Source organism: Streptomyces sp. NPDC101178 (assembly GCF_044767965.1).
Taxonomy (GTDB): Bacteria; Actinomycetota; Actinomycetes; order Streptomycetales; family Streptomycetaceae; genus Streptomyces.
In genome coordinates, this window is record NZ_JBIWOZ010000004.1 from 267,548 (window position 1) to 288,600 (window position 21,053).

Below are 21,053 nucleotides of genomic sequence, written 5' to 3' on the forward strand. Positions count from 1 at the left end.
CGTTATCAACCCCCACCAAGCCACAATTACCATACCCGCCGCTGTACCTATCTCGGAGGGCCACGCGCTTACCCCCCGCGCCGCCCCCCCCGCGCCGGGGCCCCCCCCCCCCCCCACCACCCGCCCTTCGTACGCTCAGACCCGCATCACCAGGAGGACTTGGTCACTCCGGGCAGAAATCCCGCGTGCGCCTGTTCGCGCATCCGGACCCGGGAGAGGCCGAAGGTGCGCAGATACCCCCGGGGCCGGCCGTCGACGCTGTCGCGGTTGCGCACGCGCGTGGCACTGGCGTCGCGCGGCTGGCGCCTCAACTCCGCGAGGGCCGCGGCACGTTCGGCCGCCGGAGTTCCGGGGCGGCGGATGACCTCCTTGAGTTCGGCCCGGCGGGCCGCGTACCGCTCGACGATCGCCTTGCGCTTCTCGTTCTGCGCGATCTTGCTCTTCTTCGCCATCAGACCTTCCCTCCCCGTGCGCGGATGCGCGCGACCGCGGCTTCGATGCCGATCACGTCGATCGTCTTGATCGCCCGTGCACTGAGGGTCAGCCGCACATGGCGCCCCTCGCCGGGAAGCCAATACCGCTTGCGCTGGACGTTCGGGTCGAACCGGCGTGACGTACGGCGGTGGGAGTGGGAAATGGCGTTGCCGAATCCCGGCTGCGAGCCGGTCAGTTGGCAGTGGGCGGACACGGGCGTTACCTGCCTCTCATCGATGCGTCCATTATTGAAAATGGAAACCATTGCCATATAGTAGCGCCCATGGCTCGCAACGACGTACGCCCGGTCATCAAGCTCCGCTCCACCGCGGGGACCGGCTACACCTATGTCACCCGCAAGAACCGCCGGAACGACCCCGACCGCATGGTGCTGCGCAAGTACGACCCGGTCGCTCGTCGGCATGTCGACTTCCGCGAGGAGCGCTGAGGCCGCCGCACGCCGGCCTCAGCCTCCCGCTCCGCAGCAATCCGCAACCGCTAGGACCCGCTCATGAAGCCCGGAATCCATCCCGCCTACCGCCCGGTCGTCTTCCGCGACAAGGCCGCCGACTTCGCCTTCCTCACCCGCTCCACGCTGACCAGCGACAAGACCGTCGAGTGGGAGGACGGCCGCACCTACCCGGTCGTCGACGTGGAAATCTCCTCCGCGAGCCACCCCTTCTACACCGGTACCGCTCGCGTCCTGGACACCGCGGGCCGCGTCGAGCGCTTCGAGCGCCGCTACGGTCGCGGTGAGGCCCGGTGACGGCACAGGAGCGGCGGAAACTGCCCGTCGTCATCGTCTGCGGGCTGCACTCCGAGGCCCGCCGCGAAGTGGTGGAGGGGCTGCTCGCGAAGGTTCCGTACAGCGTCGCGCTCCACCACGATCTGTCCACGGCGACCGGCGGCACGGTACGCCGCACTCTGCGCGATGCCACCGGCGCCCTGTCCGCCGGTGAGACGCCCCTGGTCAACGACTGCGCGTGCTGCGCGCTGCGGGAGGACCTGGTCCCCGAGCTGCAACGGCTGGCGGACGGCGGGCTGACCCGGCTGGCCGTTCTGGAGCTCTGGGACTCCGTCGAGCCGAAGTCGATGGCCGAGGTCATCGCGGTCCACGGCGCCGACAGTTTCGAGGTCACCAATGTGATCACCGCCATCGATCCGACCCTCGTCCTGCCGTGCCTGACCAACGGCGACGATCTGGCGGAGGCCGGCCTCGCGGCGGCACCCGCCGACCGGCGGACCATCGGCGACACCTGGGCCCGGCAGGTGGAGTACGCTCCCGTGCTCGCTTTGGCCGACAACCCGGCGGCCGACGACGAGGACCACGCCCTGATCCGTCAGATGAACCCGATGGCACGTCAGATCGACAGCGATGCCGTTGAGTTGCCTGACATCGCCGTCGCCGGGTTCGATGTGCGGGCGGCGGCCGCGAGCCAGCATCCGGCCTGTGCGCTGCTGCCGCAGGAGGCGGACGAGGCCGGCGTCTCCACGCTCGTCTGGCGGCGCCACCGCCCCTTCCACCCCGAGCGCCTCTACGACGCGCTGGAGGACCTGTGCTGTGTGGCGGCCCGCAGCCGGGGCCGATTCTGGCTCGCGGACCGGCCCGACACGCTGCTCTCCTGGGACGCGGCGGGCGGTGCGCTCTGTGTGGAGAACACCGGCCCCTGGCTCGCCTCCCTCCCGGACGCGGCCTGGTCCATGGTGGAGCCGTACCGGCGGGCCGCCGCCGCGCTGGACTGGCACCCCGAGCACGGCGACCGCTGCCAGCACCTGGTCTTCGTCTCCCCCGGCCTCGACCGCGACGGGCTGACCGGGCTGCTGGAGTCGTGCCTGCTCAGCGACGAGGAGTACCGGGCGGGGCGGGAGGCGTGGAAGAGCCTGCCCGCCGCCTTCGACGCGCTCCTCGACCCGGCCTGAACCGGGAAGCCGTCCCCGTACCCCCAACCACCCCCGCAAGGAACCCCCATGGCACGCAGGCAGGACCCCCGTAAGCCCCTCAAGGCCCGCCCGAACCCGCTGGACGCGGCCGGGATCACGTACATCGACTACAAGGACACCGATCTGCTGCGGAAGTTCATCTCCGACCGCGGCAAGATCCGCAGCCGCAGGGTGAGCCGGGTCAGCGCCCAGCAGCAGCGGCAGCTCGCCGCGGCCATCAAGAACGCCCGCGAGATGGCGCTGCTGCCGTACGCCGGTACCGGCAGGTAGCCCGCCGTCGCCCCGGTCGGAGCCGGAGCGCGAGGCGCTCGGGATGCAGCACCGTGGCAGGCCGAGCACCATGAACGTATGGGCACTGACACCTCCAAGGGGGACGGCCCCGAGTCGGCGTCGTCGGGCCCGGCGGCCACCGGCCGCCGGGCCGGAACCCCGAATCAGAGTCTGGCGCTCGCGGCCATGCTGTTCGCCGTGTCGATGACGTTCATCGACCAGACGATCGTCGCCATCGCCGCGCCGGACATCATCCATGAACTGGGCCTCACCTCCACGCAGATGCAGTGGGTGGTCAACGCCTATCTGCTCACCCTGGCGGCGTTCTTCGCGCTGGGCGGGCGGTTGTCCGACATCTACGGGCACCGCCGCGTGATGCTGATCGGCACCCTGGTGTTCGTCATCTCCTCCGCGATGTGCGGTGCGGTGCCGGCCGGGGACTTCGCGCAGGCCTGGCTGATCGGGTTCCGTGCCGTGCAGGGCATCGGCGCGGCTCTGATGTTCCCGGCCGCGCTCGCCGTGGTCATCGCGGTCTTCCCGGTGGAGCGGCGCGGGCGGGCGCTGGCGCTGTTCTTCGGGCTCTCCGGGGCGCTGACCGCGGTGGGGCCGCTGCTCGGCGGCTGGCTGACCTCGTGGACATGGCGCGCGATCTTCTGGGTCAACGTCCCCGTCGCCGTCATCGCCATCGTGCTGACGCTGCTGGCGCGCATCCCCGACCGGTCGCGGCGCGAGCCGCTGGATCTGCCCGGTGCCGCGCTGGTCGCGGTCGGGATGGGGCTGACGGTGCTGGGGCTGCAACAGGCGTCGACCTGGGGCTGGAGCTCCGTCGCCACCTGGGCGTGCATCGTGGTCGGGCTGCTGGTGCTGGCGTTCTTCTGCTGGTTCGAACTGCGGGCGCGGTTCCCGCTCATCAAGCTCCAGGTGTTCCGGGACCGGGCGTTCCAGATCGACAACCTGGTGCTGTTCTTCTCGATGATGGCGTTCGTGCCGGTCTTCTTCTTCGCCTCCGTGTACGCGCAGGTCTCGCTCAGCGCCTCACCGAACCAGGCGGCGCTCTACCTCCTCTACTTCTTCATCGGCTTCGGCATCGCCTCCCAGTGGGGCGGCCGGATCCTGGACAAGCGCGGTGCCCGTCCGGCGCTGAAGCTGGGCACCGCGCTCGGCGCGGTCGGGTTCTTCCTGTGGGCGCAGAAGTTGACGACGCTCTCGATGCACGACCAGTGGCTGTACGCGGCCATGGCCGGTGCCGGGATCGGGCTGCTGCTGGCGCCGGCCTCGACCGACGCGGTGAACCGGGCGATCGGTGCTTCGTACGGGGAGGTAACCGGGATCACCCAGACCGTGCGGAACTTCGCGGCCAGCATCGGACTCGCCGTCTTCGGCACGGTGCTGACGCACCGTACGGTCACCAACGTGGAGGGCACGCTGGTCGGCAAGGGTGTGCCGGAGGGTGCGGCGGGCAATGCCGCGGAGTCGGTCGCGCAGGCGGTGACCGGTCAGGCCGACACCCGCGGCCCCTCAGGCAGTGGTCCGGTGGCCGATGCGGTGAAGGACTCGATGCAGGCGATCCGGATGGACTTCGCCCAGGCCAACCAGTGGGTGTTCTACGGGATGGCGATCGTCCTGGCCGTCGCGTTCCTGTTCGCGCTGCGCCACCCGGGGACCCGGGTGACGCAGGATGCTCCCGAGGGTGCCGAACAAGCTCAGAAGGAGTAGACGGCGCTGTCGTTCATGCTGCCGGCCAGCTCGCAGGCGTTGCCGTACGTGGTCGAGAACGTGACGCGCTTGCCGTGCCACACGCCGTGGGCGGTGATCGTCACGGGATTCCACTGCCGGGTACACATGCGGTCGGGCGAGGTCCGGGCCAGCGCGGTGAACTGGCCGCCGACCGTATCCAGTTCGGCGCACGCGGCCTCCGGGGCCGGGTGGGTGCCCCCGGCGGTCGGGGCGCAGCTGAGCGTGACCGCCCGCTGGACCGTCGCGGTGAGCGGGTCCTCGCCCTGGGCCACGGTGAGGACGAGCGCGGAGGGCGCGTAGAGGCTCTCGGCCTTTGCCGGTGCCGCGTGGGCGGAGGTGGCGGCGAGTCCGCCGAAGACCAGGGCGCTCGCGGCGGCGGTTGCAAAGATCGCGTGACGGTTGTGTCGCATGAGTGAAAACTCCTCGCTCGGGTGCTGATTGCGGTCAGGAGTCTTGCGTATGCGGAAAGTAGGCGCACATCGACAGCCCGCTTCCGGCCGCAGACGTTCGTTCGAGCCGACCGGATGGTCGTTCGGGCAGCTCACACGACCCGTGGAGCGCGTCCAGCATATGGACAACCGGCGACGGCTCAACGGAAAACGACCGCCTGACCTGCGGTGACATGGAAGCGGCAGGAAACCTCCGCGAGCCGCTTCGACTGGAAACCAACGCCTTCCAGGCCCATCCGGACCCTCGCGGTCCCGTCCGCCCGGATCCGGGAGCGACCGACGGCGACCTCTCGCGACCGCCGAAATCGAGCCTTCCGCATACCGGGTGTGGCGCAAAATTAAGGTTAGGCTACCCTCACCGTCGTGATCGCTCCTGCCCACGCCCGTGAAGACAGCCCGCCGCACCGGCGCACCGCGCCCGGACCCGCCGCGGGCTCCGACAGCCTCATAGGCTCCGCCGTCCGCATCGGCCTCGACGCCCGCGACATGACCGTCGCGTACGACCGCGCCGATGTCGTCCACGGGGCCGACCTGCGGCTGCCTCGCGGTCGGGTCACCGCCCTGATCGGGCCCAACGGCAGCGGGAAGTCCACTCTGCTGCGCGCTGTCGCCCGGCTGCACAAGGCCCGTACCGGCACCGTGACGGTGGCCACACCGGACGACGCCGAACCGGTCGACGCCCTCGCCCTGTCGCGTAACGACTTCGCCCGCCGCATCACGCTGCTCGCCCAGAGCCGCAACGCCCCGGCAGGACTCAGCGTGCGGGACGTGGTGGGGTTCGGCCGCCACCCCTACCGTGGCCGGCTGCGCGGCGGCGACCCCGACGGCGCCCGGTCGATCGACCACGCGCTCGCCGTCACCAACCTCACCGACTTCGCCGACCGCGGTGTCGAGAGCCTCTCCGGCGGCCAGCTCCAGCGCGTCTGGTTCGCCTGCTGTCTCGCGCAGGACACCGACGTCCTGCTGCTCGACGAACCGACGACCTATCTCGACCTGCGCTACCAGGTGGAGATCCTCGACCTCGTACGCGACCTCGCCGACACCCACGGCGTGACCGTCGGGGTCGTCCTGCACGACCTGGACCAGGCCGCCGCCGTGGCGGACCAGGTCGTCCTGCTCTCTTCGGGGCGGATCGCCGCCTCCGGCACCCCCGCGGAGGTCTACGACTCCGAGCGGCTCACCCAGACCTACGGCATCCGGATCGACGTCGAACCGGACCCCTCCACCGGCATCCCGCGCACCCGCGCGGTGGGCCGCCACCACCTCCGTACCGGAAGGCCCTGAACACCCTCATGAAGAAGAACCAGTACCTGGCCTGGCCCGCTCTCGCCGCCACGGCCGCGCTCGCCCTCTCAGCCTGCGGCACCACCGAGGCGCCGAAGGAGGAGTCCGCCAAGGAGAGCTCGGTGACGGTCACCGACTCCCGCGGCGAGAAGGTCACGCTCGACGGTCCGGCCAAGCGGGTCGTCGGCACCGAGTGGAACGTCGTCGAGACGCTCGTGACGCTCGGCGTGCAGCCGGTCGGCGTGGCCGACGTCAAGGGCTACACGGCGTACGACACCTCCGCGCCCCTCACCAAGGGCGTCAAGGACATAGGCACCCGCGGCGAGCCCAGCGTCGCCACCGTCGCCGCTCTCAAGCCCGACCTGATCGTCGCCACCACCGACCTCTCCGACTCCGCCATCGCGCAGCTCTCCAAGGCCGCGCCGGTCGTCGTGGTGCGCTCGGCCGACGCGAGCCGGCAGATCGACCAGATGGTCGACAACGTCAACCTCATCGCCGAGGCCACCGGCACCGAGGAGAAGGCCAAGAGCGAGATCGCCTCCTTCCGCAAGGCGGTCGAGGACGGGAAGAAGAAGCTTTCCGCGGCCGGTCTCGGCGGCAAGGAAGTGGCCTTCGCCGACGGCTGGAAGGAGGGCAACCAGGTCTCGGTGCGGCCGTACGTCAAGGGCTCGCTGCTCTCCGACGTGAACACCGAACTCGGCCTGGTCGACCCGTGGAAGCTCAAGGGCGACAAGGCCTACGGGCTCGCGGCCACCGATGTCGAGGGGCTGACGAAGATCGGCGACGCGCGGTTCGCGTACATCGCCAACGACGCCGACGGCGGCGACCCGTTCAAGGACGGGCTCAAGGACAACGCGGTTTGGAAGTCGCTGCCGTTCGTGAAGAACGACCAGGCACACCGGCTGCCCGACGGCATCTGGATGTTCGGCGGGACCGCGTCCATGCGCGACTACATCGACGCGCTCGTCGGCGCGCTGACCGCCTGACGATGAGCACCCGCACCACTCCCGCCCCGCCCGCCGCCGTCGATACGGTGGCGGGCGCGGCCGGTCCGACCGGGACACCGTCCCCGGCCGCGACCGGCCGCCCGGCCCGCCGCGGCCGGCTGTTCCTCCTCGCGCTCGCCGCGCTCCTGGCGCTCGGCGCCCTCGCGGTCGTCCACGTGAGCCAGGGCACGGCCGCCGTCGACCTGCACACGCTCTGGCAGCTGCTCACCGGCCCGGCCTCCGACCGGAGCGCCGGCGAGCAGAGCGCCGCCGTGGTCCTGGACTCCCGGCTGCCCCGGCTCGCGGCGGGGCTCCTCGTCGGCTGCGCGCTCGGCGCGGCGGGCGCGGCCCTCCAGTCGGTCTCGCGCAACATGCTGGCCTCGCCCGACACCCTCGCCGTCAACGCGGGGGCGTATCTCGCGGTCGTCGCCGTCGCCGCGTTCGGCATCACGCTGCCCGCGCTCCCGGCGGGCGGCACGGCCTTCCTCGGCGGACTGCTCGCGGCGGGCATCGTCCTCGGTCTGTCGCGGGCGGGCGCCGGTCCGATCCGGCTGGTGCTGGCGGGCTCGGCGCTCACCCTCGCGCTCTCCGGGCTGAGCGGGATGCTCCTGCTGCTGCGCTCCCAGCAGACGACCGGTCTGTTCGCCTGGGGCAACGGCTCGCTCGCGCAGATCGGCATGCAGTCGATCGACCGGCTCGCGCCGGTGGCGCTGGTGGCGTTCGCCGGGCTGATGCTGATGGGCCGGCGGCTGGACATCCTGGCGCTCGGGGACGACGGCGCCGCTGTCGTGGGCGTCAGTCCCCGGCTGACGCGCTCCGTCGTGGTGGTCCTCGCCGTGCTGCTCGCGGCGGTCGCCGTGACGGTGGCGGGGCCGATCGGCTTCGTCGGGCTGTGCGCGCCGGCCGTGGTCCGGCTGCTCAGTGCGTGGGTTCCGGTCCTGGTCCGCCACCACGCCTTCATCCCGGCGTCGGCGCTCGCGGGCGTGCTCGTGGTGCTGGGCGCGGATGTGCTGCTGCGTGCGGTGTTCGGCGCCCAGGCGGGCGCGGAGGTGCCGACCGGAATCGTCACGACCTGCTTCGGCGCGCTCGTCCTGGTCTTCCTCGCCTACCGGTCGCGGGACATGGGCACGGACACCGGCTCGACGGCGTTCGCGCGGCTGCGCGGCCGGCGCGCGTTCGTCGTCACCGTGGTGGTGACGGCCGTGGGGCTGCTCGGTGCGGTGGTCGCCGCGACGCTCCTCGGCGACGCCACGCTGCTCCTGGGTGATGTGGTCAACTGGCTCGCGGGCAGGTCCGGGCAGTTCACGACGTACGTCCTCGATACCCGCGTCCCCCGGGTCGCCGCCGCCCTGCTGGCCGGTGCGGCACTGGCGGTGGCGGGCGCCGTCGTCCAGGCCGTGTCGCGCAACCCGCTCGCGGAGCCCGGCGTCCTCGGCGTGGTCAGCGGGGCGGGGGTCGGGGCGGTCGCCGTCCTCACCGTCGTACCGCTGGCGAGTTTCTGGCTGATCGGCGGCTCCGCGCTGGCCGGTGCGGCGGCCGCCGCCGCGCTGGTGTTCGGTCTGGCCGCACGGCGTGGGCTGGAGCAGAACCGGCTGGTGCTGATCGGTATCGGTGTCCAGGCGGGCGGCGGCGCGTTCGTCTCCCTGCTGATCGTGCTCACCGACCCGTACAACGCGACGAAGGCGCTGGCCTGGCTCGGTGGATCGACGTACGGGCGTACGTTCCCGGAGCTGGTCCCGGTCCTGGTGGCGCTGGCGGCCGCGCTGCCGGTGCTGGCCGTGATGCGCCGAGACCTGGACCTCATCGGTCTGGACGGCGACACGCCCCGGCTGCTCGGTCTCCGCCTGGGCACCACCCGGCTGGGGCTGCTGTCCATCGCCGTCGTCCTGACCGCCGGGGCCGTGGCGGCGGTCGGCGTGATCGGCTTCGTCGGCCTGGTCGCACCGCATGCGGCCCGGGCCCTGGTGGGCCGGCGGCATGTGCGGGTCGTCCCGGTGAGCGCGCTGCTCGGTGCGCTGCTGGTGGTCGTCTCGGACACGGTGGGCCGGACGATCATCGCGCCGGCCCAGATCCCGGTGGGGCTGCTGACCGCGGTGATCGGCGCGCCGTACTTCATCTGGCTGCTCTGGCGGTCCCGCAGCGAGGGGTGAGGAGGCGTCACGGTGTCGGCTCCCGCGTCTGTCACGCGCGGGCGGCGGGCCTCCGGGTCAGCTGCAGGCCGACGCCCAGGGCCAGGACCAGCACACACGCGGCGAAGGTCAGTCCGGCGTCCCTGAGTCCGATCCAGAGGGTCAGGGCGCCGACGCCGACCACCGGCAGCGAGATGCCCAGGTAGGCGACGACGAAGAACGTGGACACCGTCGCGGCCCGGTGCTCGGCCGGTGCCGCCGCGCCGATCGCCGTCACCGCGCCCCGGAACGCCAGCCCCTGCCCCAGGCCGCCGCAGAGCGCACCGGCGACGAGCAGGGGCAGTGAGGCGAGCAGCAACGAGGCCGCCACCAGCACCAGTCCGCCGACCAGGACGAAGCACCCGCCCGGTAGCGCCCGCCGCTCCCCCACCCGGCCCATGAGCGCCTGCCCGGCCGTCGAGGCGAGGAAGACGGTGAAGACGACGAGGCCGGTCAGGGCCAGGTTGTGCACGTCGAGCGTCTCGGCCACGAACGCCGGCGCGACCGCCGTGAAGAGGCCGAGCAGCGAGAACCCGGCGAAGGCGGCCAGCGCCGAGGGGGCGAACACGCCGCGCACCTGGGGCGGGACGGCGATCCCCCGCGGGCGCAGCCATGGCCGTCGTACGCGGGAGGTGACGGTCTCGGGCAGCAGCCAGGTCAGTACGGCGGCCGCGCCGAGCAGCGCCAGGTGCACCAGGAAGGGCAGGCGCAGGGGCCAGGGTGCGTACTCGGCGAGGAGCCCGGCCAGCAGCGGGCCGCACCCGAGGCCGCCCATGTTGGCGGCGGTGGCGGCGAGAGAGGCTCTCGCCGCCCGTCCCGGTGCCGCGAGTTCCATCACCGTGACGGTCGCGGCCCCGCTCAGCAGCCCGGCGGCGAACCCCGACAGCAGACGGCCCGCGAAGAGCGCGGGCAGCCCGCCTTCGAGGAGGAAGCAGAGCGCGCTGGCCGCCGAGAAGCCGAGGGCGGCCAGGAGGACGGGCCGCCGGCCGGCCTCGTCGGAGATGTTCCCGGCGAGGAGCAGCGTGGCGATGACACCGAGCGCGTAGACGGCGAAGACGACCGTCACCATCAGCTCGGAGAAGCCGAGCTCCTCCCGGTAGAGCCCGTACAGCGGGGTGGGGAGGGTGGTTCCGGCCATACCGACGGCGAAGACGGCTGCGGCCGCCGGGTAGCCCAGGCGGCTCATGAACCCTCGGGCGGGGCGGCGGGCGTGATGTGGCTCAGCACGCACCGCCAGTGGCCGCCGCCCCGGACGAAGACGTCCGTGGTCCATTCGTCGGCCATGAAGGCGGCGATCCGCTCGGCGTCGTTCGCGACGATCGCGTCGGCCCATGCGTCCACGGCGGCGGCGAGCAGCGCGTGGGCCGCCGGGTCCGCCGCGCCTTCCGGGCTGTCCGGTGGCGGCTCGGGCCGGTCTCCGCTGTCTGCCATTTTTCGAGCGTAGCCGTGGGGGGCGCGGGCCGCAGTTCATGGCGGGCGGCCCGCGCCCCCGTGCCTCAGCGGCGGTGTCGCGTCAGCGCGATCCGCCGTACCGCCGCTCGAATCCGGCGAACGCCGCCTCCTGGCGCCACTGGGTCGCGGCCTTCGGGTCGCCCTCCAGGTACCGGACGCAGTCCGGTGCGGGCGGGAGGATGCCGGGCCGGGCTCCGGCGCAGGCGCGCACCGGACGGTAGCCGGAGCGGGCGGATCCGGACGCCCAGAGGCCGTCGCCGTCGAGGAACGCGTACTCCAGCGAGGCGCGGGCCAGGTCCTTCAGCTCGGTGTAGCGGAGCCCGTAGGTCTCGCGCGCGTACTGGTACTCGTGGCTGATGTCGATGCGCGAGACGCCCGGGTCGTCGGTGGCCAGGACCACGGGAACGCCGTAGTGGCGGTAGGCGTTGAACGGGTGGTCGTCGCCGGTCACGCCGAGGATCTGCTTGTTGCTGCTGAACGGCACCTCGACGGCGACGCCGCGCCGGGTCATGGTCCGGGCGAGTCCGCGCCAGTCGTCCTCGTGGACCAGGTCGACACCGTGGCCGATGCGCTCGGCGCCGGCGACGAGGACGGCCCCGCGGATGTGGAAGGTGAGGTCCTCGGGCTTGACCGGTCCGGGTGTCAGCTCCCCGGCGTGCAGGGTGATCCGGACGTCCGGGTACTGGGTGCGGAGGTACTGGAGCATCCGCATCTGGAGGCTGTAGTTGCGCAGCGCGCTCTCGCCGTCCTCCGGCTGGACGAGGTTGACCGCGACGAACCGCGCGTCGCGCTCGGCGAGGCGCAGGCCGACGGCCATCTGGGTGAACACGCGCTCGTCGGAACTGCCGCGGGAGACCTAGGAGATCCATCGCACAGGGAGGGCGCAGCCGGGGTCGGGGCGGCGGGTGTCGCAGTGCGCGGCCTTCCGGAACTGGGCGTCGGCGGCGTCGGCCTCGCGCACGGCCTCGGTGACGACCTTGTCGAGCCTTCCGCCGGCGACGAGCTTGCGGTGGAAGGCGGCAAGGTCGGCGTCGTAGCCGACGGACTCGGCGAGTTTCCGCGCGCTGTCGGACGCCGGGGTGACCAGGGTCTCCAGATAGAACTGGTTCTGTTCCACCACGGTGTTGGCGACATCGGCGAGCAGCTTCCCGCGATCGCGCGTCGCCTCGCCGAACTTGCCGAAGGTATCGAAGAAGTGGTCGTGCCCGGACCGGTCGGCCGGGAAGTCCTGCATCGACCAGGCGCGGACGATGCGTTGGCGGAACGCGGCATCCGTACGAGCGTCGGCGGCCGGACGCGTACCGGGTCCGCAGGGCGGACGTACGGCGGTGTCGGTCTCGTCGATGCACAGCCCGTTCTCGCCCGCGAGCTGGATGAGGTACTCGGTGGTGACCGCGCCCGACAGGTGGTTGTGGAGGTCGCCGCCCTTGGGCAGCGCCGCGAAGAAGGCCTTCAGCCGGGCCGGGTCGCTCCGCAGGGCGTCGAGTCGGGTCTCGGTCCGGCGCTCGACCGGGGTGGTGGGGCGGTGCGGTGCCTGCGCGGTGGTCCGGGCGGCCGGGTCCTGTGCGGGTGCGGCGGCGGCCGGGACGGTGGGGAGCAGCGTGAGGAGAGCGAGTGCGCCGATCCCGGCCGGGACCAGGGAGTTGGGACGGCGTGCCGTCCGAATCGATGAGATCACCGCCGAATGATCGCGTCGGCGGCCACGCTTGTGGCCCGAGCCGTGTGGACCATGAGCAAGATCCACCCGATCGAGTGGGAGCCGTGTCCTCGTCCTTGGCGCCGGCTGTTCAGGCGCCGGGGCCGTGCGGTAGTCGTACGGTCATGTGGTCGGCGGGCGCGCAGAGTTGGGCCGGAGTGGGCAGACCGCCGATGCTGATCGTCAGCCGCCGCGTGAGGCCGCCGGCCCTGCCGACCTGGCTGGGCAGACAGTCCTGAGCCAGGGGCACCCGCCGCGAGAACGGTCGGTGGAGGCCGGCCGAGGTCAGAGCCGCGCACCCCGCCTACGATGAGGACCGACCACAGGGACGCCGTACAGCGGGCGGCCCGATCCGACGGGCGGGGGCCTCAACCCATGGACGACCACCCCCGGGTGGACCGCGACGCGGCACCCGGCCTCTACGGCCGGCTGCGCGTACGCGCCGACGGGCTCGGCCCGGCACAGTGGCTGACCGGGCGGACGGAGGCCGAGGGCGGTTTCGGCCGGGTGGCGGGGATCTCCGGCCCCTGCTTCGCCGCCTACGCCCGTGTCGTCCACCCGGTGACGGAGGACGGGGAAATGGCCGAGGGCCCGACCCCGCCGGACGTGGCCCAGGCTCTGATCCCCGTTCTGGCCCGGCACACCGCCACCGCCGACACCTGCTGGTTCGGGCTGTGGCAGGGGTACGGGCGGTGGGACTTCGACCGCTTCCCTACCTTCCTGACGCCGGGGCGCGAAGAGGTGCTGCTCTCCGGCCCGTTGGCGGATGTCGTGTCCCCGGTGGAGCTGGACGAGTTCGCCGAGCTGCCCGACCTGTGGTGGCCGGAGGACCGTGCGTGGTGCGTCGGCGGGGACGTGGACCTGGTGAGCACCTATGTCGGCGGGTCCCCGGAACTGATCTCCGCGCTGCTGGCGACGCCCGGGATCGAAGCGCACGCGGTGGGGCCGCGCGACCGGGTGCGCTGAGACGACGACGTACGACCGCCGTCTCCCGATCCGGACGACGGGGCGGAACCCTCGTTGCGCGGGTCCCGCCCCTCTCGCGCCGCGTCACACGGCTCTGTTCCGTACGACCGGGCTCAGAACCGGTCCGGGGCGCGCTCCGGGAGCGAGGAGCCGGGGATCTGGTCCCGGCGCTGGTTCTGCCATGCCTCCGCGTTCGACTCGGCGGTCGCCCGGCAGAACACGTCCTTCGCCGGCAGCTTCCCGGTGAGCAGGTATCCGGTGACCGTGCCGTCCGTGCACGCGTTGCCGCTCGGGTAGACGCCGTGGCCCTCGCCGCCGAGGACGGTGACCATCTTCGAGCGCTTCAGGTCCTTGTGCAGGGCCTGGGCGCTGGGCAGCGGGGTCTGGGAGTCCCATTCGTTCTGGACGATCAGGGAGCCGGCATCGTTGTTCACCTTCGTCGCCGGTTCCACGGACTTGTTCCAGAACGCACAGGGCTTGACGCTGGAGGCGAAGTCTCCGAAGAGCGGGTAGCAGCCCTTGTCGGCGATGGCGTCCTGCCGGTAGCGCTCGGGGTTTCGCGGCCAGGCGGCCGAGTTGTCGCCGCAGACCACGGCCCAGAAGCTCGCCGTCATGTTGTCCGCCGGCACCTCGGCGGCCTTGCGCGCCGCCGCGGCGTTCCCGGTGAACGCCGTGAGCTTCCCCGCGGCGGCCGGCTGACCGTCCGCCGCCTTTTTCAGCTCCACGAACGCCTCGGTCGCGGTCAGCGGGCTGAAGACCGCTCCTCGCATACCGCTGCGGATGTCGTCGCCGGTGACCAGCAGCCCGTCCAGGTCGATCGGCTTCTCGTCGGCGCGTGCGACCAGCTCCCAGAAGGTCCGGTCGACCTTCTTCGGCGTGTCACCGAGGCCGTACGTCTGCGAACGCGCGGCGGCCCACGCGGTCCAGCGGTCGAAGGCGGGCTCGGCGCCCCACGCCCACCACTGGACCATGCCCCGCCAGGCGAGTGCCGGATCGACCGCGCTGTCGAGGACGAACCGGTCGGCCCGGCCCGGGAAGAGCTGGGTGTAGACGGCGCCCAGGTAGGTGCCGTACGAGTACCCGAGGTACGAGATCTTCTTCTCGCCGAGCACCGCCCGGAGCACATCCAGGTCGCGGGCGGTGTTGCGCGTGGTGATGTGCGGGAGTGTGGCGCCCGCCTTCGCCCGGCACTTGTCCGCCACCTTGCGCGCCCAGGCGACGTCCTTGGCGTACGTCTCCTCCTTGTACGGGCGCAGCCACTCCTCCTCGTCGGGTGTCAGGCCGCAGGTGACCGGGCTGCTGTCGCCCACTCCGCGCGGGTCGAAGCCGATGAGGTCGTACTTCCGCAGGGCGGACTTCGGCAGCTCCTTCCGCAGCACCAGCGGCATGTAGGTGCCCGAGCCTCCGGGGCCGCCGGGGTTGGAGAGCAGCACGCCGTGGCGCTTGCCGGGCTCGGCGGTCCTGATCCGGGATATCGCCAGGTCGATCCGCTTGCCGCCGGGGGCCCGGTAGTCCAGCGGGACCTTGATCGTCGCGCACTGGAAATCCGCCGGAGCGTCGGCGTCGCACCGCTTCCACTTCGGCTTCTGCTTCGTGTACGGGTCCAGCGTGCCGCTTCTGGCCGCGGGCGAGGCGGCGGCGGACGAGGGGGCGGCCGATGGGGCGGCGGCCGGGGCGGCGTTGGCCGTGGAGGTGCCGAGCGCGGGAGCCAGCGTGGCCGTGAGAGTCACGGCCAACAGCGGCGCGAGACGTCGTCTGCGCACGTGATCGATCCTTCCGGTCGCATGTGTTCGGACAGGAAGGACCCTTCAGGAAGAGGCTGCGTCCGGGGATCCGTCAGCGGGCCGCGCTTGTCTCCACCCTGGGAATGACGCAACGGCCCTGGGTGATACCCGAGTTGTAGGGGGCGACCGCAGCGCTCCCGGAGACACCTCACAACTCGCCGCGCTTCAGCGCGTCTTCCCCCGAGGCTTCGGCGCGACGGGCGGCGGTGCGGGCAGGCCGTCGACCTCGGCCTCGCCCGGTGAGCATCCTCACCTCGCCGAACAGGGAGGACCACTCGCAACGGAACAGCCGGGGCAGCCCGCCCCCTCAGACGGCATCTCCCTGTGGACCGGTCTTGCGAAAAGCATATTGCTCCAAGGGAGTACTGGTGTCCCGCAGACTTGTGAGCGGGTTTCTTGACGGGTTCGGAGTCTGGGCATCCGCGGATGGGAGAAGCCCCTGAAAGTCACCCCATCGGGGCCATCAACCGGGATGAGCGGCGATCACTTACGGATTGGTGGCGGCCCAGGGTGGAGGCCGGCGAAGTCGATCGCAGGTCCTTCGGGACTCCGCCTTCATGCAGTGCTTGCATGCTCCGACCGCCGATGCGGCGGACCGGATACCCCTCGCCTTCCGATTGTCCGATGAACGCGATAGGCCGATGGAGGGAATTGCCACAGCCTTCCTCTTGCGAATGACTTGCAATAGGAGGGCCGTGACCCTTTCGGCCCAGCGGTCCGCGACTGTGTCAAAGCAAATTTTCGCGCGAGACCGGCCGCACTCATTTCCCCTCCCACCGGCCCTTTCTCTCTTCGTGGGGCACCCGACCGACCCACGAATCGGGCCCAAGTGTGCACGAGAGGCGCTTTCGACGTGCTTGTCTACGGCTGCGCGGTTCTTCGACGCGTCTTTCCTCCATGCGCGGCCCTCCCACGCGCAGCTGTTTGACGAGGGATCAGGTCACGGACCACTTCGGTGGTCCGCTCCATTCCTGTCACCCCGGTCAGGGCGAGCCTTCCCGCCGCTGCGCCGAAACGCCACACCAATCATCCGCCCACCCTCGCTTCCGCATGCCCTCACACATGCCAGGCGGGGAGCCAGCAGACAGAAGGAACAGCGTGAAGGATTCTCAGACAAAGCCGCGCTCACGACGCGTCCTGGACCGGTCCCTGCTCGTGCTCGGGGCCGGCACGCTGGCCGCGGGACTCGGAGCGATGACCCTCGCCCCGGGCCTCAGCGCCGCCTCCAGCCACCGCGAGGCTCCCCTCATCGCCGGGGACCCGCGGGCGGACAACACCGACGTGTACGCGTTCACCAGCCCCGACAAGGCCGACACCGTCACGATGGTGGCGAACTGGATCCCGTTCGAGGAGCCCAACGGCGGCCCGAACTTCTACGCGTTCGGCGACGACCTGCGCTACAACATCAAGATCGACAACACGGGTGACGGTGTCGCCGACACCACGTACAGCTGGCGTTTCCGCAGCAGCTACCGCGACGACGCCAACCAGTTCCTCTACAACACCGGCCAGGTCACCTCGCTGAACGACCCGGACCTGAACTTCCGCCAGGTCTACGACCTCGTCGTCACCACCGGTGGAAAGAGCCGGACCCTGCTGTCCGGAGTGCCGGCCGCCCCCTCCCGCACCGGCAAGGCGTCGATGCCCGACTACGCGGCGCTGCGCAAGCAGGCCACCTTCGGTCTGCCGGGCGGCGGCACGACGTACGCGGGGCAGGCCGAGGACCCGTTCTTCGCCGACCTCCGGGTCTTCGACCTCCTCTACGGCGGCGACCTGAGCGAGCGGGGACAGGACACCCTGGCCGGGTACAACGTCAACACCATCGCCATCCAGATCCCCAAGAAGCAGCTCGCCCTGCGGAACAACCCCTCCCGCAACCCGGTCATCGGCGTCTGGTCGACCACCGAGCGTGGCGGCGCCACGGTCAAGGACTCCCGTGACAAGGGCACCGCGACGCAGTGGAAGCAGGTCTCCCGCCTCGGGAACCCGCTGGTCAACGAGGTCGTCGTCCCGCTGAAGTTCAAGGACGCCTTCAACACCCTCAACCCCAGCCAGGACCGCACCGTCCAGCCGGTCGTCGACAAGGTGTACGACCCGATCCTGCCCAAGCTCATCCAGCAGGTCTACGGCGTCCCGGCCCCGAAGACACCCCGCAACGACCTCGCCGAGATCTACCTGACAGGCATCTGCAAGGCCTGCGGCCCGATCAAGGCCGACCTCAACGCCCACCGCCTCAACAAGGACGCACCGCTCAAGAAGATCGTCCCGGCGGAGGAACTGCGCCTGAACATGGCGGTCCCGCCCACCGCGAAGCCCCAGCGCCTCGGCGTCCTCGCGGGCGACCTGGCCGGCTTCCCGAACGGGCGCCGCCTCGCCGACGACGTCATCGACATCTCGCTCCAGGCCGTCGAGGGCGCCGCCCAGACCGGTGTCCTCGTCCCCGCGCTCGCGGACGGCGACAAGGTGAACGCCAACGAGGTCCCGTTCGGCACGTCGTTCCCGTACGTGGCCCTCCCGCACACCAAGAACGTGAACCGCGGCCCCGGCGCGGCCGGCCGCAACGCCGAGCAGGCCTCGACGGAGAACACCCCGGCGAGCCCCGCCCTGAAGCCCACCCACGCAGCGGCGCTCGCCGGGGCGGGCGCGCTGCTCCTCGGCGTCGGCGGCTTCCGCCTCCGCCGTCGCGGCAAGGACAGCTGAACCGGCCGTAGCTGAAGACGGATCGAGGCCACGAAGGCGTCCGGGCCGGGGAGCACCACCCCGGCCCGGACGCCGGCACCACCGAACCCTGGGGAGGACCTTTCGTGCACCCGGACCACACCGCACCCGCGTCCACACGGCCGCCCGCCCCGTCGCGCGGCGGTAGGCGGCTACGAAACATCCTGGTCACCCTGGCCCTGGGGGCGGCGATGTTCGCCGTCGGTGCGGTCATGCTGACTCCCGGCGGGAACACCGTGCCCGGTCCGGCAGGCCGTGAACAGCCGAACGAGGCGACCCGTGGGTCCATCGAAGCACTCCAGGCCCGGGTGGTCCGGCTGCCGAAGGATCCCGGCGGCTGGGCCGCCCTGGGAATGGCCTACGTCCAGCAGGCCCGTACGACCGCCGACCCGGCCACGTACGACCGGGCCGAAAAGGCGCTACGGACCTCTCTCTCCGTCCAGGGCGAGGACAACACAGACGCGGAGACCGCCATGGGAGCCCTCGCCGCCGCCCGCCACGACTTCCCCACCGCGCTGCGCTGGGCCCGCAAGGCCACCACCAGCGGGCCCTACAGCTCCTCCGCCTACGGAGTCCTCGCCGACGCCCACACCCAACTCGGCCACTACGACGAGGCCGACGAGGCCGTCCAGAAGATGACGGATCTACGTCCGGACGCCGCCTCCCTCGCCCGCGCCTCCTACGCATTCGAGCTCAAGGGAGACACCTCCCGGGCCCGCACCCTGATGCAGCGGTCCCTGACGGCAGCGGCCACCCAGGCCGACAAGGCTTTCGCCCACAGTGTTCTGGCAGGCCTCGACCTCCAGGACGCGAACCCCCGCGAAGCCCTGGCCAGGACGCAGACCGCCCTCAGCACCGCCCCGAGGGATCCAGCCCTCCTGGAGACCCGCGCCCGCGCCTACCTGGCCCTGGGCGACACCACCAAGGCCGTCGCCGACTACCGGGCGGCAATCGCGATCGCCCCCCTGCCGCACTACCTGTTGGGTCTTGGCGAACTGGAGCAGGCCCTGGGCCACCGCGAACGGGCCGCGGAGAACTACGACCTCCTGCGCGCGCAGGACCGTATCCGTGAAGCCGCCGGCGAGCCGGCGGACACCGACGCCATCCTCTTCGAAGCCGATCACGGCAACCCGCGACGCGCTGGCACCCTGGCCGAAGAGACCCTCCGCAACCGCCCCTTCGTCGCCGTTCACGACGCGTACGCCTGGGCCCTGCACCGAGCCGGCCGAAACACCGAAGCCCTCGTCCAGGCCGACATGGCCCTGGCCCAGGGCACCCGCAGCGCGCTCTTCCACTACCACCGCGCCGCCATCCACCACGCCCTCGACAACCCGGAAGCGGCCCGACGCGACCTGACCGAGGCGCTGCGCGAGCCGGGCTTCCACCCCCTGCACGCCGGCGCCGCCCGCGACCTGCTCCAGCGAATCGACACCACACCATGAACAACTTCCTGCGTCGAGCCTTCACCATCCTGGCCGCGGGCGCCTTCGTCTCCGTGGCGAGCGTGGCGTCCGCCCCTGCCGCCACCGCCCATCCCTTGGGCAACTTCAGCGTCAACTACCACACCGGCCTCGTCCTTCGGCCTGACCGGATCGACGCCCACGTCGTGGTCGACCACGCGGAGATCTCGGCCCTCCAGGAACGACCCGCCATCGACACCGATCACGACGGCAGGGTCAGCGAAGACGAATCGCGCGTTCACGCCGAGAAGGCCTGCTCGGATCTGAGCGAACAGCTCCGCCTGAGCGTGGGCGGTGTCCAGGCGGAGTGGGAGCGGCCCTCAGCCACCCTGGTGTACGAGAACGGGGAAGCGGGCCTCAAGACCAGCCGCCTCACCTGCTCACTGACCAGCCCGGCCGACCTGACCGAGCCCGCAGACATCCGGGCCGAAACGGGCTACGACACCCAACGCGTCGGCTGGCACGAGATGACCGCCACCGGCCAGGGTGTCCGGATCACCCGGACCGATGTGCCGGCAACCTCGGCCACGCGCGAGCTGCGTCAGTATCCGGCGGACCCCCTCGCCTCCCCGCTCGACCAGCGCTCGGCGACCCTGCGCAGTGAGCCCGGTCAGGGCCGGTCGGCCGTCCCAGCGGTGGTGGCGGACCTCCCCGGCGCGGGTGTGATCAGCGGGGTCCTCACCAAGGTCACCGGGGCCTTCGACTCGCTCGTCGGCGCACGGGAGATCACCCTGCCCGTGGGGCTGCTGGCCCTGTTGCTGGCACTCGTCCTCGGGGCGTCCCACGCGGCCATGCCCGGGCACGGCAAGACGATCATGGCCGCCTACCTCGCGGGCCGTCGCGGCACCAGGCGGGACGCCCTCACCGTCGGGGCCACCGTCACCCTGACGCACACCGCCGGAGTCCTCGTCCTCGGCCTCGCCCTGCCCGTCTCCACCCACCTCGCGGGAGAGACCGTCCTGATGTGGCTCGGTGCCGCCAGCGGGCTCCTCGTCACCGGCATCGGCCTCTGGCTCCTCACCGGAGCGGTCCGAGGCAGGCCGCAACACAACCACCATCACCACGGCCCGGGCCACAGCCACAGCCCGGGCCACAGCCACAGCCACAGCCACGATGACCACGGCCACGGCCACGGCCAAGGCCAAGGCCAAGGCCACCAGCATGATCACGACCACGGGCCCGTCAAGCCAGTGTCCGCAGGCGACAGCGCGCCTGCTGAGGAGCTCCGGACGACTCCCACAGTCGCGACACTCGCCCCGCCGGACCACGATCACCACCCGGCCAAGACGTCAACGGCATCCCAGGACGCTCGGGGTACAAGCCGCACCGGCCTCATCGGCATGGGAATCGCCGGCGGCCTCGTCCCCAGTCCGTCCGCCCTCGTCGTGCTGCTCGGCGCCGTCGCCCTGGGGCGCACCGCCTTCGGTGTCCTCCTCGTCGTCGGCTACGGACTCGGCATGGCCGCCACCCTCACTCTCGCCGGGCTCCTCCTCGTACGCCTGCGCGAACGCATCGAGAGCCACGACCGGGCCCGGACCCTCCGCCACCACCCCCTGCTGAGGAGACTCGCGCGGACCGGTCCCGTCATCACCGCGATCCTCGTCATCGCCGTGGGCCTGGGCCTGACGCTGCGGGCAGCCACCGGGAACGGCTGACTCCGCGGATCGT

The 21,053-nt window shown here is 71.6% G+C and carries 19 protein-coding genes and 1 pseudogene; 12 read left to right on the top strand and 8 right to left on the bottom strand.

Annotated elements, in window-relative coordinates:
- Positions 1 to 146: 146 nt before the first annotated feature.
- Together rpsN and rpmB are read right to left on the bottom strand one after the other, a co-directional pair.
- Positions 147 to 452, bottom strand: coding sequence for a 30S ribosomal protein S14 (rpsN, locus tag ACIRR8_RS13625; protein WP_404063197.1), 306 nt, complete (start codon positions 450 to 452; stop codon positions 147 to 149).
- The gene (rpmB, locus tag ACIRR8_RS13630) at positions 452 to 688 is read right to left on the bottom strand and encodes a 50S ribosomal protein L28 (RefSeq protein WP_015612995.1); all 237 of its coding nucleotides are present in this window, start codon (positions 686 to 688) and stop codon (positions 452 to 454) included. Before rpmB ends, rpsN begins: the two co-directional genes overlap by 1 nt.
- A 69-nt stretch (positions 689 to 757) precedes the next feature.
- Between rpmB and rpmG the strand changes: the two genes are divergently transcribed.
- The 5 genes from rpmG (at position 758) to ACIRR8_RS13655 (ending at position 4,401) form a co-directional block, all read left to right on the top strand.
- Entirely contained in the window at positions 758 to 922 is a 165-nt protein-coding gene (gene rpmG / locus ACIRR8_RS13635; RefSeq protein WP_018487565.1) for a 50S ribosomal protein L33, read from the top strand.
- A gap of 63 nt (positions 923 to 985) precedes the next feature.
- Positions 986 to 1,240, top strand: a complete 255-nt coding sequence (locus ACIRR8_RS13640; protein ID WP_404063200.1) for a type B 50S ribosomal protein L31 — start codon at positions 986 to 988, stop codon at positions 1,238 to 1,240.
- On the top strand, positions 1,237 to 2,394 hold the full coding sequence (locus ACIRR8_RS13645; protein ID WP_404063203.1) for a CobW family GTP-binding protein: 1,158 nt from the start codon (positions 1,237 to 1,239) through the stop codon (positions 2,392 to 2,394). The genes ACIRR8_RS13640 and ACIRR8_RS13645 overlap by 4 nt, the downstream gene beginning before the upstream one ends.
- A gap of 48 nt (positions 2,395 to 2,442) precedes the next feature.
- Entirely contained in the window at positions 2,443 to 2,685 is a 243-nt protein-coding gene (gene rpsR, locus ACIRR8_RS13650) for a 30S ribosomal protein S18 (protein ID WP_404063205.1), read from the top strand.
- 78 nt (positions 2,686 to 2,763) lie between these two features.
- Positions 2,764 to 4,401, top strand: a complete 1,638-nt coding sequence (locus ACIRR8_RS13655) for an MFS transporter (RefSeq protein WP_404063208.1) — start codon at positions 2,764 to 2,766, stop codon at positions 4,399 to 4,401.
- On the opposite strand, the gene ACIRR8_RS13660 is transcribed toward ACIRR8_RS13655, so the two are convergent.
- Positions 4,389 to 4,832 carry a subtilase-type protease inhibitor gene (locus ACIRR8_RS13660; protein WP_404063211.1) on the bottom strand — a complete coding sequence of 148 codons (444 nt, stop codon included), beginning with the start codon at positions 4,830 to 4,832 and terminating at the stop codon, positions 4,389 to 4,391. The genes ACIRR8_RS13655 and ACIRR8_RS13660 overlap by 13 nt on opposite strands.
- A gap of 402 nt (positions 4,833 to 5,234) precedes the next feature.
- Between ACIRR8_RS13660 and ACIRR8_RS13665 the strand changes: the two genes are divergently transcribed.
- From ACIRR8_RS13665 to ACIRR8_RS13675, 3 genes are read left to right on the top strand one after another with little or no spacing between them, the layout of a single operon-like run.
- Positions 5,235 to 6,155, top strand: coding sequence for an ABC transporter ATP-binding protein (locus tag ACIRR8_RS13665; RefSeq protein WP_404063214.1), 921 nt, complete (start codon positions 5,235 to 5,237; stop codon positions 6,153 to 6,155).
- A gap of 8 nt (positions 6,156 to 6,163) precedes the next feature.
- Positions 6,164 to 7,141 (top strand): iron-siderophore ABC transporter substrate-binding protein, encoded by a 978-nt coding sequence (locus ACIRR8_RS13670; protein WP_404063217.1) that lies wholly within the window; start codon positions 6,164 to 6,166, stop codon positions 7,139 to 7,141.
- Positions 7,142 to 7,143: 2 nt separating this feature from the next.
- Positions 7,144 to 9,291 carry an iron ABC transporter permease gene (locus ACIRR8_RS13675; RefSeq protein WP_404063220.1) on the top strand — a complete coding sequence of 716 codons (2,148 nt, stop codon included), beginning with the start codon at positions 7,144 to 7,146 and terminating at the stop codon, positions 9,289 to 9,291.
- A 31-nt stretch (positions 9,292 to 9,322) separates the two neighbouring features.
- Here ACIRR8_RS13675 and ACIRR8_RS13680 read toward each other — a convergent pair whose 3' ends face one another.
- The 4 genes and pseudogenes from ACIRR8_RS13680 to ACIRR8_RS13695 all read right to left on the bottom strand — a co-directional run bounded on the left by ACIRR8_RS13680 (position 9,323) and on the right by ACIRR8_RS13695 (position 12,707).
- Positions 9,323 to 10,495, bottom strand: a complete 1,173-nt coding sequence (locus ACIRR8_RS13680) for an MFS transporter (protein ID WP_404063223.1) — start codon at positions 10,493 to 10,495, stop codon at positions 9,323 to 9,325.
- The gene (locus ACIRR8_RS13685; RefSeq protein ID WP_404063226.1) at positions 10,492 to 10,740 is read right to left on the bottom strand and encodes a hypothetical protein; all 249 of its coding nucleotides are present in this window, start codon (positions 10,738 to 10,740) and stop codon (positions 10,492 to 10,494) included. The genes ACIRR8_RS13680 and ACIRR8_RS13685 overlap by 4 nt, the downstream gene beginning before the upstream one ends.
- Positions 10,741 to 10,822: 82 nt before the next feature.
- Positions 10,823 to 12,439, bottom strand: a pseudogene (locus ACIRR8_RS13690) (adenosine deaminase).
- 109 nt (positions 12,440 to 12,548) lie between these two features.
- The gene (locus tag ACIRR8_RS13695) at positions 12,549 to 12,707 is read right to left on the bottom strand and encodes a hypothetical protein (protein ID WP_404063229.1); all 159 of its coding nucleotides are present in this window, start codon (positions 12,705 to 12,707) and stop codon (positions 12,549 to 12,551) included.
- 125 nt (positions 12,708 to 12,832) lie between these two features.
- On the opposite strand from ACIRR8_RS13695, the gene ACIRR8_RS13700 reads away from it, so the two are divergent.
- On the top strand, positions 12,833 to 13,423 hold the full coding sequence (locus ACIRR8_RS13700) for a hypothetical protein (protein ID WP_404063232.1): 591 nt from the start codon (positions 12,833 to 12,835) through the stop codon (positions 13,421 to 13,423).
- A 113-nt stretch (positions 13,424 to 13,536) separates the two neighbouring features.
- Here ACIRR8_RS13700 and ACIRR8_RS13705 read toward each other — a convergent pair whose 3' ends face one another.
- On the bottom strand, positions 13,537 to 15,186 hold the full coding sequence (locus tag ACIRR8_RS13705) for an alpha/beta hydrolase (protein ID WP_404063234.1): 1,650 nt from the start codon (positions 15,184 to 15,186) through the stop codon (positions 13,537 to 13,539).
- Between the two features lie 1,119 nt (positions 15,187 to 16,305).
- Here ACIRR8_RS13705 and ACIRR8_RS13710 point away from each other — a divergent pair.
- The 3 genes from ACIRR8_RS13710 to ACIRR8_RS13720 all read left to right on the top strand — a co-directional run bounded on the left by ACIRR8_RS13710 (position 16,306) and on the right by ACIRR8_RS13720 (position 21,040).
- Positions 16,306 to 17,907 carry a DUF4331 domain-containing protein gene (locus tag ACIRR8_RS13710; RefSeq protein ID WP_404063236.1) on the top strand — a complete coding sequence of 534 codons (1,602 nt, stop codon included), beginning with the start codon at positions 16,306 to 16,308 and terminating at the stop codon, positions 17,905 to 17,907.
- Between the two features lie 104 nt (positions 17,908 to 18,011).
- Positions 18,012 to 19,367, top strand: a complete 1,356-nt coding sequence (locus ACIRR8_RS13715; RefSeq protein WP_404063238.1) for a tetratricopeptide repeat protein — start codon at positions 18,012 to 18,014, stop codon at positions 19,365 to 19,367.
- The gene (locus ACIRR8_RS13720; RefSeq protein WP_404063240.1) at positions 19,364 to 21,040 is read left to right on the top strand and encodes a nickel/cobalt transporter; all 1,677 of its coding nucleotides are present in this window, start codon (positions 19,364 to 19,366) and stop codon (positions 21,038 to 21,040) included. Before ACIRR8_RS13715 ends, ACIRR8_RS13720 begins: the two co-directional genes overlap by 4 nt.
- Positions 21,041 to 21,053: the final 13 nt, after the last annotated feature.

What these genes read in the sequence shown, in the direction of transcription:
- rpsN (WP_404063197.1), bottom strand. Translation starts at nt 452, where the DNA reads ATGGCGAAGAAGAGCAAGATCGCGCAGAACGAGAAGCGCAAGGCGATC.
- rpmG (WP_018487565.1), top strand. Translation starts at nt 758, where the DNA reads ATGGCTCGCAACGACGTACGCCCGGTCATCAAGCTCCGCTCCACCGCG.
- ACIRR8_RS13640 (WP_404063200.1), top strand. Translation starts at nt 986, where the DNA reads ATGAAGCCCGGAATCCATCCCGCCTACCGCCCGGTCGTCTTCCGCGAC.
- rpsR (WP_404063205.1), top strand. Translation starts at nt 2,443, where the DNA reads ATGGCACGCAGGCAGGACCCCCGTAAGCCCCTCAAGGCCCGCCCGAAC.
- ACIRR8_RS13655 (WP_404063208.1), top strand. Translation starts at nt 2,764, where the DNA reads ATGGGCACTGACACCTCCAAGGGGGACGGCCCCGAGTCGGCGTCGTCG.
- ACIRR8_RS13660 (WP_404063211.1), bottom strand. Translation starts at nt 4,832, where the DNA reads ATGCGACACAACCGTCACGCGATCTTTGCAACCGCCGCCGCGAGCGCC.
- ACIRR8_RS13670 (WP_404063217.1), top strand. Translation starts at nt 6,164, where the DNA reads ATGAAGAAGAACCAGTACCTGGCCTGGCCCGCTCTCGCCGCCACGGCC.
- ACIRR8_RS13675 (WP_404063220.1), top strand. Translation starts at nt 7,144, where the DNA reads ATGAGCACCCGCACCACTCCCGCCCCGCCCGCCGCCGTCGATACGGTG.
- ACIRR8_RS13680 (WP_404063223.1), bottom strand. Translation starts at nt 10,495, where the DNA reads ATGAGCCGCCTGGGCTACCCGGCGGCCGCAGCCGTCTTCGCCGTCGGT.
- ACIRR8_RS13685 (WP_404063226.1), bottom strand. Translation starts at nt 10,740, where the DNA reads ATGGCAGACAGCGGAGACCGGCCCGAGCCGCCACCGGACAGCCCGGAA.
- ACIRR8_RS13700 (WP_404063232.1), top strand. Translation starts at nt 12,833, where the DNA reads ATGGACGACCACCCCCGGGTGGACCGCGACGCGGCACCCGGCCTCTAC.
- ACIRR8_RS13720 (WP_404063240.1), top strand. Translation starts at nt 19,364, where the DNA reads ATGAACAACTTCCTGCGTCGAGCCTTCACCATCCTGGCCGCGGGCGCC.